We start from the raw sequence: 9,596 nt of genomic DNA on the forward strand, positions 1-9,596 counted from the left end.
CGAATAACTGGTATGGATTTTACTAAAGTTCCAGGGCTTGATATACTAAGTATACAGACTATAATTTCAGAAACTGGTATAAACCATAATAAATGGTCAACAGAAAAACACTTTTCATCGTGGTTAGGACTCAGCCCTGCCAATAAAATTACAGGAGAAAAAGTGTTTAGCACAAGAACGCGTAAAGTCATTAATCGTGCTGCGAATGCATTTCGAATGGCTGCTAATTCTGTAGGAAATAGTAAAAGTTCATTGGGTGCATACTACAGAAGATTAAAAAAACGATTAGGAGCACCAAAAGCAATAACAGCTATTGCAAGAAAAATAGCATGCATATTTTATAGTATGCTCAAATACGGACAAGAATATGTAAAAAAAGGAATGGAATACTATGAAATACGATATAAGGAAAGAGCTGTAAAAATTTTGATCAAAGATGTATATGGAAAATTTTGAAATTCTAATGTTAAAGATACTCTATAAGTCTGCTAAATTTAAAGGAGTAAAAATATCTAGTTTTCAAATAAAGAAAAGTCTACAATTATAGGAAGTTTCAAGAATATAATGTTTAACCTCAAAATGTTTTGTAATGTCCATTGTCTTTGAAATTACTATGGCTGCTTGCTATTTGCGAGCGAAAAATGCCAGATTTTGCTCTATAATGACTTTGTTCTCTATTATCGGCATTGCCCTTGGAGTTGCAACACTAATAGTGGTGATGTCTGTGATGAACGGATTCAGAGCAAAGTTGCTTGACTCAATACTTGGCATTGATGGCCATATTAATGTTTATTTTTATAGGAACATAAATTCAGATTACTGCACAGTTTCGAAATCTATTGAGAAAATTCCTGGTATATTAAAAGCTACTCCTATGACCAATGATCAAGTTATTATTGTAGCAAATGGTAAAATTGCAGGTAGCGTAGTGCGAGGTGTGTCAACTAAAGATTTGCTTGATAGTACTACCATTACAAATAATGTAATTATAGGTGATGTAAAAAAATTTGATGAAGGGATAATAATAGGAGCACGATTGGCAGAAGCTTTGAACGTTGACTATGGCGACAAAATTACGTTTATATCATCTGAAGAATTTGATGCATTACTTGGTGAAATGCCGCGAATGAAAAAATATAAAGTTATAGCAATATTTGATATGGGTATGTTTGAGTATGATAATACCTTGATATATATGCCTCTAAAATCAGCACAAGCCTTTTTTAATTATGAAAATAGCATAAAAAATATAGAAGTACTTGTAGACGACGTTACTAGAGCTGGTAAGCTGGCAGATGCTATAGAAAAAGAAATAGGAATGAAAGCTGAAAGTTGGCAATCACAGCAAAGCCATTATTTTAGTGCTTTAAAAACTGAAAGAAATGTGATGTTTTTAATTCTTACTTTGATTATAGTTGTAGCAGCATTTAATATTATCTCAAATTTAATGATGATAGTGCAAGAAAAGAAATCCGCGATTGCAATTATGCGTACATTTGGTGCAACAAGTGGAAGCATTATGCGCATATTTTGCGCTTGTGGTCTATTAATCGGTTTTACGGGAACTTGTCTTGGCTGTATTATAGGTGTCGTTTTTTCTCTCAATATCGAAAGTATTAGAGTGTTTTTAGAAAACATTACTAACGTTAAGCTGTTTGATCCTATGATATACTTTTTTTCAAGTTTACCGATGATATTAGTCCCTCAAGATGTAGTAAGTATTTCTGCACTTGCGTTACTCTTATCATTTTTAGCGACAATTGCTCCTGCATTGCAGGCAGCTGCACAAGATCCTGCGGAGATACTACGTTATGAATGATACTCAGCAAAAGTACATAGGCTGGTTCTTAATTGTATTGTTATTTACCGGTTACATCACAATAAATAACATAATCTTTTTAAAAATAATTCAGCAAGAAAGCGAAAACAATATAAATGTTTTAACGGAAAAAATAGATGAATTCAGAATGTCATTTGAAGTTAATCAATCCAGGGTAGAAAAAAAGATATTTGACCTAAAGAGAGGTCTGCACACTCAATGTGAGCAAGGTGATGGTAGCTCAAGGCATAAGAACCTCGCAAGATTGCTGCTACTTGTAGTTAAAATGAAGAATTCGTTGTTGCGAGAAGCAAAATTTGATAATCACATAAATTCAATAAAGCCTTTGATATCAGAGCTTGATGATCCAGAGATAGAAAATGCAGTAAGTGAATTGGAAAGTTTGAAAGAGGTAGATACTTTACGTGAGTTGAAGTTATCTTTTGAGAAGACCATTGCTGTTATTAACTACAATAAAAGTACATTGTCTAAAAAAATCATTTCAAACTGGATTAGAATACAAGATAAAAACGACCCATTAAGGGCAAAATTCGCAGAAATTGAGGAGTCAATAAACGATAATGATTGGCAAAATATAACTGTTACAGTAAGCAATTTAACGCATTCAGAATTCAAGCCATGGCTGAATAAATTGAATGGTTTTATTGTAGCTTCTAAGAATATTTCAACAATATATCATCACTTATTACAATATATCTCATGATTTATTTTATAATTTTCGCTCTTTCGTTTTTATTTGGCATATGGGTCAAGGTAAGTGGTGAAGTAATAAAATTAGAATTAGGCAATTACACTATAAGTATTGATCTATATTTCATTATTTTTACTTGTGTAATTTTATTATTTTTATTAATTACACTTGCACGCTTTTTTTCTTCCATTTCATCAACATTTGTCAATATAAAAAACAGAAGAAGGGATAGGGAAGAATTGCTTCTTTTTGAAGCTTTCTTTAGCATAGACTTAGACAATATAGAGAACGCTCAAAAGGTAGTTAAAAGTTTAAATGAAAAAAGCAATAGGTTATCTTTAATAAAGCTCTTTAACTCAGGTAAGACGGGAAATTACAGCTTTTTCAGTAACGGTTTAACAAATATTGCAAGTAAAAATCGTAACTTAGCTCTACTTCTGGCCAATAAGCTGATCGTTTACCTCAAACAAGAAAGAGTAGTCTTTCAAAAATTTATAGAATATTGCTCTAGTTCAATTAATGACAAAATGCTATCTATTCCCTTTCAAATAGAGCATTGCATATTGAAAGAAGATTGGATTAATGCAATTTTGAGGTTAAAGGAAGCAGTTAAGTTCAATATTTTTCTTCCCTTTGACCATAAAGAAATGTTTGCAGTTTTTTATTGTGCTTTGGCAAAACAATATGAAAGTAAAGGGGATTTTAAAGGAGCTATAAAGTCTTTATTCAGAGCACAAAGTTATTATGCAACTTTTCGGCCCATCAATTATTTAAAGGTAGAATTATATATTAAACTTGGAAAAATCAGAAAAGCTTCTGCAGTGCTAGAGGCAGAATATGCAGTAAATCCTACTCCTCAGTCAGCTAAAATCTACATCAATTTAAATAGTAAAGGTGCTGAAAGACTATACAACTTACGCCCTGATTATTATTTTAGTTACTGTTTACTTGCTTTGTCCTCAGTGAGTTCAGGTAAATATGATCTTGCAAGTCAATATTTAGACACTGCTATGAAAAAAGCTAATTACATGTCAATCTACTTTATTGTAATACAACTCAAGATTACATTGCAAGAACACGACAAGGTAGTTTGTTGGCTAAACAAGATGGGCTCAGAAGCTTTGCCTGATCCGGGCTGGAAGTGTAAAAATTGTAACAGAGAACTAAAGCAATGGGATCATAAATGTTCAAATTGCAATAGTTTTAATTGCGTTTGTTATATACTATAAGGTTCCACAAAGTGTGATGATAATAATATATGGGAAATTACCATCAAAGACCTCTATTGAACAATTTTTGGAGTAGATCTCTTAATATAACCCTTATTTCAAAATAATAAACCTGCAAGTTTTTTAGCTAGACTTGGTTCTAATGTCAAAAAAACTTGCTTTTAGACACTAACAATTATATATTTTAATAAATCAGGGTTGTATACAAAATGAAGAGCTTAAAGGAATTATCCTTAAGAATTAAGAATATTAGGTCTGTACAGAAAATCACGAAAATAATGCAAATGGTTTCTGCAGCAAAGTTATTACAAAGCCAAAAGAAATTATCAAATTCAAAATTATATATATCTAAGCTGCATAGCATTATTTCTTCATTAATGCTATCAATTGATCAAAAATTATTGGCAAAAATTCTAAATATCAGTAATGACGGTTCTTATCTAGTATTCATTGTTGCGTCTGATCGTGGCTTGTGCGGCAACTTTAACTCTTCTATTGTCAAATTTAGTCAAGAGCGTGTAAATAAGTCAATCGCAAATGGCAAAAAAGTAGATATTGTATTTCTTGGTAAAAAAGCTTTTGATGTAGGTAAAAATAGATTTGACTCTAAAAGTATCTTAAAAATTGAAAATAGTAAGGGGATCACGTTAAAGTACGTAGAAGCTTTGCTTGATGATATAGATTTAAGTAAATACGATAAAGTTAAAGTTTTTTATAGTAAATTCTATAATACCTTCACGCAAAAGCCAATGTTGGAAACAATAAAACCATGGAGTGAAGACTCATCCTTGATTGACAACTCTCTGGCTGGTCCAACAACAGATTACAGCTATGAGTATGAACCACAAAACATTGAATTTATTTTAAAATCTTTGGTTCAAGATTACGTTGTAATTGCTCTTTACTCTGCTTTGCTTGAAAGTGCAACAAGTGAGAATAGTGCTAGGATGGTTGCTATGGAATCAGCAAACAGAAACACTAAAGAGATGCTGAACAAACTAGCATTGCTTTATAATCGTTCTCGTCAAGCAGCAATTACAACTGATTTAATTGAAGTTATAGGTGGTGCAGAGTCTTTATAGAAATCTAAGGAATAGAAAATGAATATATTAAATATTGCAGCAGATATCACTAAATTAATAAAAAAGCAGAATCAAGATGCGGAAGTTACAATATATGAAACTAATAAGACTTCAGTTTCTCAGCGTCTATCAAAAATTGAGCAAATATCACAATCTAAAAATTGCACTGTAGGAATCAGAGCTATAGCAGGTAAGAACAAAGCTGCGTATATTTCTACAAACGATTTGAATAATCTTAGTGATACGGTAAGCCAAGTGGTAGAAATGGCAAAGAATGCGCCAGAAGATCCTTGTATCAATTTTGCTGTAAATGGTAGTAATTATATCTCTTCTGCAGATTTAAGTATCTCAGATAATAATGTTGTAACCGTTGATAACCTAAAAGAAATTGCTGAAGCTGCAGAAAATTCAGCCCTTGCACATAAGAGTATCACTAATTCTGAAGGAGCTTCTTCTTCATACGCTTTAGTGAATACAGTATTATCGACTGTTTCTGGTTTTATTGGCTCGTTTAGTAAATCAACTTTTGCTAATCAGGTCTCTGTTGTTGCTGGAAGAGAAAGTGAAATGAAGGTTGGTTACGATTATGATATAGCATGTAATTTTAGTGATTTAAAGTTGCCAGAGTTAATGGGAAAAGAAGCAGCAAAAAGAGCAGTTGATCAATTGAATTCACGTACAATGAAAACTGGTAAATTTCCAGTTATTTTTGAAAAAAGAGCAGCAAAAGGGCTAGTAAAAAGTTTTGCTTCTGCTATAAATGGAAGCAGTATTATAAACAACAGTTCTTTCTTGAGGGGTAGTTTAAACGCTCAGATTTTCAATGATAGAATTAATATTATCGATGATCCATTGTTGCCAAGAGGCATAGCATCGAGACCATTTGATGGAGAAGGGATAACTAGCAAGAAAAATATATTTGTAAAAAACGGAATATTACAAAATTGGATTTTAGACTTATACTCGGCTAGAAAATTAGACTCAGAAACAACCGGAAGTGCAACTCGTGCAAGTAATGCTGCAGTTATTCCTGCAGCTAGTAACCTCTACATTGAGAATGGTAATGTATCGTTTGAAGAATTAATTCAGGAAGTGAAAGAGGGAATATATGTAACTGATTTATTTGGTTTTGGTGTTAATTTAATCAATGGCGATTACAGCCAAGGCGCTTCCGGATTTTTTATAGAAAATGGAAAAATAACGTATCCAATACATGAGATTACCATTGCTAGCAATTTGAAGGATATGTTTAGCAATTTAGTCGTTGCAGATGATCTAACTTTTTGTGGGCAATTTAATTCACCAACGATTAAAGTTAGCGAAATGACGGTTGCAGGTTCGCTTAATGATTAAAAAATTTATTTGCATTAAGTACAACAATTGTGTATTATTGTCATGTAATGTTAAGAATAGACTATGGAGTATAAAGGTTTAGTTTCAATAGCTAAGCTTAAAGCATTCTCAATCGTAATTTCAAAGTTTTTCATCACATTAGTAATGTTAGTTAATAATTTAGGAGTTGTTTAAATGGAATTTGGTAATGTAAAATGGTTTAATGCCGAAAAAGGCTATGGTTTCATCAAGCCAGAAGGTAAAGGGGGTGACGTTTTTGTACATATTAGCACGTTGGAACGTTCAGGAATAAGGCCTGAGACACTTAAAGGAGAGAATAAAGAGAAGGGGATAAAAGGAGAAAGGGTGAGTTATGAGGTTAAAGAGGAGCGCAGTAGAAACGGAGAAGATAAAAAATCTGCAATAAATTTAAGATTGGAAGATTAATCTATTATGAAGTCTTTTAATAGGATTAACGTATTGTGAATGATTTTCATGAGATGGGTCTCCCAGCTTTGCTTACACAAGCTCTGGATAAAAATAATCTTTTCGTCCCAACTCCGATTCAAATACAAGCGATTCCCTTAGCGCTACAAGGTAAAGATATTCTCGGATCTGCTCAAACGGGAACTGGAAAAACTTTGGCATTTGCTATTCCGTTGGTTGCTAAGTTGCTGAATGAGCCTAACACTGGTTCAGCTTTAGTCATCGTGCCAACCAGGGAGCTTGCGCATCAGGTCACAAATGAGATAAGAAAACTCTTATTTCAAAATTCTGCACTAAGGGTCGCTTTATTGATTGGTGGTGAGCCTATTTTTAGGCAGCTAAATCAGCTTCAGAAAAAACCACAAATTGTAATAGGTACTCCTGGTCGTATTATAGACCATATTGAGCGTAAAACTTTGATTACTCGCAATGTTAGCGTTCTTGTGCTTGATGAAACGGATCGTATGTTTGATATGGGCTTTGGAATTCAAATTGAAGGGATCATGAAATATCTGCCAAAAATACGGCAGACTCTTATGTTTTCTGCAACTCTTCCTAGTGATATAGTTAAACTTACTGAGAAGTACCTTAATCGACCAGAACGTATTTCTGTTGATTGTGAGACTACAACTTCTGTAAAAATTAAGCAAGAGATTGTTTATGCATCAGAATCAGAAAAATATGAAAAGCTTGTTACACAACTATGTCAGCGCGAAGGATCAATCATTATCTTTGTCAAAACAAAGCAAGGAGCGGATCAGCTAGCTAGCAGATTGTACAAAGATGACTATAGCGCTTTAGCAATTCATGGTGATTTAAGGCAGCACAAGCGCGAAAAGGTCATTAATTCTTTTCGTCGTGGCCGCAATCAAATCATGGTTGCAACAGATGTTGCTTCTCGCGGCCTTGATATTCCCCACATTCAACATGTTATCAATTATGATGCACCACAATCGCAAGCTGACTATATTCATCGTATAGGCAGAACTGCACGTGCTGGAGCTGAAGGGCATGCGCTATCTTTTGTTACACCTCAAGATAAGAGAAGACTGCCTGCATTGGCAGACAAAGAAGGGGAGCCAAATTTTGATTGTAGTGTGCAATTTAAAAAACGTAATAGCAAAAAGGTCTTTAAAAGGCTAAGTACGTTAAAGACTAAATACGGTAGAAAAAAGATCAATGCATTTAAGAAGAAAAGCAGAGTACTAGAAAAAGCATATTAAATAGGATTTACCTACAACTTAATAAGCGTAAAACTCGTCATTCCGCTACTCATTAGCGGAATCTATGTTGAGATATCACGGTGCTATGACGTAGATCCAGAGTGGGGATTCAAATTGGCTACAGCGAACTGCTGGATTTCAATTTTTTTAATAATTGTGTGCTATTCATTATATATGAGTTCCCACTTTTAAAGAGAATAGGAGATGATTTCCAAAAACTTAGAGGCAAGTTTGAATAGAGCGCTACTCATTGCTTCTAATTTTAATCTAAAATATGCGAAAGTAGAACATTTATTGCTGGCGTTAACTAAAGACGTGGATGTAAATTACGTTTTATCAAGATGTAATATCAGAGCCGATGAAATCATCAATATGGATAACATTCTATCAAGATGCAATATTAAGGCTAATGATTATAATAATATAAAAGGGTTTTTACAAAGCAGTTCTGCATTGATTATCAGTGGAGTTAAACCTAGCTCAATGTTTCAATGGATAATACACAGAGCAATAATACGGTCTCATAGCTTGGGGAAAAAAGAAATAAATGGAGCAAGTGTTCTAGTAGAAATTTTGTCTGAGCAAGATTTATACGTTGAAGATCTATTGCAGAAATAAAGTGCGAAAGATTCCAATTTGATTTACCATATATCTAATATGAAATACTCTAACGATATAGATGAATACACCACCAATCATAAAGTAAAACTTGATAAAAATAATGACGCTTCTACTACAGTGAATAAAGGTGAGCTACTAAAAGATGAGGAAATTCTACAAAGTTATTGTAAAAATTTAAATGACTATGCAAGAAGCAAAAAAATAGATTATGTTATTGGTCGTGATTATGAATTAAATCGCACTATAGAAATATTATTGAGGCGTAGAAAAAACAACCCTTTATATGTTGGAGACCCAGGTGTTGGCAAAACAACAATAGTTGAGGGTTTGGTATTGAAGATCATTGAAGGCAGTGTTCCGAGTGCGCTCAGGTCCAGTATAATTTATGCTTTGGATTTAGGATCACTCCTTGCAGGGACACGCTACAGAGGTGATTTTGAAGAGAGAATAAAATCTATAATAAAAGCGATTGAGTTAAAACCAGGTGCTATGGCAAAAGATACGCTTGCGTAGTTCGAAAGCTTTCTATAGGATAAGCCTCACCTGATTTACAAATAGAATTGTTATGTTAGATGTTTGCTATTTATTCTTAAGCTCATTTTAACAGCATTTTGCTTTTTTTAGTATGTAGGGGTTTTCTAGGAATTATCCTACTGAATTCTATGATATTATTTTTTGTAACATTGTTATACATATCATGGTACTGAAGGTATTCAGTTATCTTCATCTGTGCAGATTAAACAGCAAGAAAACAACGTAGTTGGCGTCTTATTTTTAATTTTTTGCACTATGTGCATCCTATGTCTTCACAACATTTCTAGGTTTTTGCCTATATAAGCTGAAACGCGCTTATAAGTCGTTTAAGACAGTATAGTACGCCAATTTGCAGGATTAGGGAGTGAACACTAATTACCACGGGATTTCTTTGCCTTTTTTTCTGCTTAGTAAATTTCTTAAATATTTTAGCTAAGGTTAGTTGCACTTAAAAGCAGCTAAATTGCAGTGTTTAAGACTTAAAAAACGCCAAATACTGAAAATAGATATTAACCGGGGCTTTTTTTGCCTTTTTTTTCGTTTGGTAAATTTCTTAAT

8 protein-coding genes and 1 pseudogene are annotated in these 9,596 nt (G+C 33.2%); all 9 read left to right on the forward strand.

Going from position 1 to position 9,596, the window contains the following annotated elements; genetic code table 11:
* On the forward strand, positions 1 to 456 hold a 456-nt coding region (locus tag OZD70_RS02315), incomplete at its 5' end, for a transposase (protein WP_275020604.1).
* Positions 457 to 589: 133 nt separating this feature from the next.
* Positions 590 to 1,819, forward strand: coding sequence for a lipoprotein-releasing ABC transporter permease subunit (locus OZD70_RS02320; protein WP_275020605.1), 1,230 nt, complete (start codon positions 590 to 592; stop codon positions 1,817 to 1,819).
* Positions 1,812 to 2,543: a hypothetical protein gene (locus tag OZD70_RS02325; RefSeq protein ID WP_275020606.1), complete on the forward strand. Its 732-nt coding sequence runs from the start codon at positions 1,812 to 1,814 to the stop codon at positions 2,541 to 2,543. The genes OZD70_RS02320 and OZD70_RS02325 overlap by 8 nt, the downstream gene beginning before the upstream one ends.
* Positions 2,540 to 3,760: a heme biosynthesis protein HemY gene (locus OZD70_RS02330; protein WP_275020608.1), complete on the forward strand. Its 1,221-nt coding sequence runs from the start codon at positions 2,540 to 2,542 to the stop codon at positions 3,758 to 3,760. Before OZD70_RS02325 ends, OZD70_RS02330 begins: the two co-directional genes overlap by 4 nt.
* A 209-nt stretch (positions 3,761 to 3,969) precedes the next feature.
* Positions 3,970 to 4,842 carry an ATP synthase F1 subunit gamma gene (gene atpG / locus OZD70_RS02335; protein ID WP_275020610.1) on the forward strand — a complete coding sequence of 291 codons (873 nt, stop codon included), beginning with the start codon at positions 3,970 to 3,972 and terminating at the stop codon, positions 4,840 to 4,842.
* Between the two features lie 18 nt (positions 4,843 to 4,860).
* Positions 4,861 to 6,195 (forward strand): TldD/PmbA family protein, encoded by a 1,335-nt coding sequence (locus OZD70_RS02340; RefSeq protein ID WP_275020612.1) that lies wholly within the window; start codon positions 4,861 to 4,863, stop codon positions 6,193 to 6,195.
* A 174-nt stretch (positions 6,196 to 6,369) separates the two neighbouring features.
* On the forward strand, positions 6,370 to 6,621 hold the full coding sequence (locus tag OZD70_RS02345; RefSeq protein WP_275020615.1) for a cold-shock protein: 252 nt from the start codon (positions 6,370 to 6,372) through the stop codon (positions 6,619 to 6,621).
* A 35-nt stretch (positions 6,622 to 6,656) separates the two neighbouring features.
* Positions 6,657 to 7,883, forward strand: a complete 1,227-nt coding sequence (locus OZD70_RS02350) for a DEAD/DEAH box helicase (RefSeq protein WP_275020617.1) — start codon at positions 6,657 to 6,659, stop codon at positions 7,881 to 7,883.
* 204 nt (positions 7,884 to 8,087) lie between these two features.
* Positions 8,088 to 8,996, forward strand: a pseudogene (locus OZD70_RS05900) (ATP-dependent Clp protease ATP-binding subunit); the annotation flags it as partial.
* Between the last annotated feature and the right edge of the window lie 600 nt (positions 8,997 to 9,596).

Origin of the sequence: Wolbachia endosymbiont of Drosophila tsacasi, from assembly GCF_028982115.1 — a bacterium.
GTDB classification, from domain to species: domain Bacteria; phylum Pseudomonadota; class Alphaproteobacteria; order Rickettsiales; family Anaplasmataceae; genus Wolbachia; species Wolbachia pipientis_B.

What these genes read in the sequence shown, in the direction of transcription:
- OZD70_RS02330 (WP_275020608.1), top strand. Translation starts at nt 2,540, where the DNA reads ATGATTTATTTTATAATTTTCGCTCTTTCGTTTTTATTTGGCATATGG.
- OZD70_RS02340 (WP_275020612.1), top strand. Translation starts at nt 4,861, where the DNA reads ATGAATATATTAAATATTGCAGCAGATATCACTAAATTAATAAAAAAG.
- atpG (WP_275020610.1), top strand. Translation starts at nt 3,970, where the DNA reads ATGAAGAGCTTAAAGGAATTATCCTTAAGAATTAAGAATATTAGGTCT.
- OZD70_RS02325 (WP_275020606.1), top strand. Translation starts at nt 1,812, where the DNA reads ATGAATGATACTCAGCAAAAGTACATAGGCTGGTTCTTAATTGTATTG.
- OZD70_RS02320 (WP_275020605.1), top strand. Translation starts at nt 590, where the DNA reads ATGTCCATTGTCTTTGAAATTACTATGGCTGCTTGCTATTTGCGAGCG.
- OZD70_RS02345 (WP_275020615.1), top strand. Translation starts at nt 6,370, where the DNA reads ATGGAATTTGGTAATGTAAAATGGTTTAATGCCGAAAAAGGCTATGGT.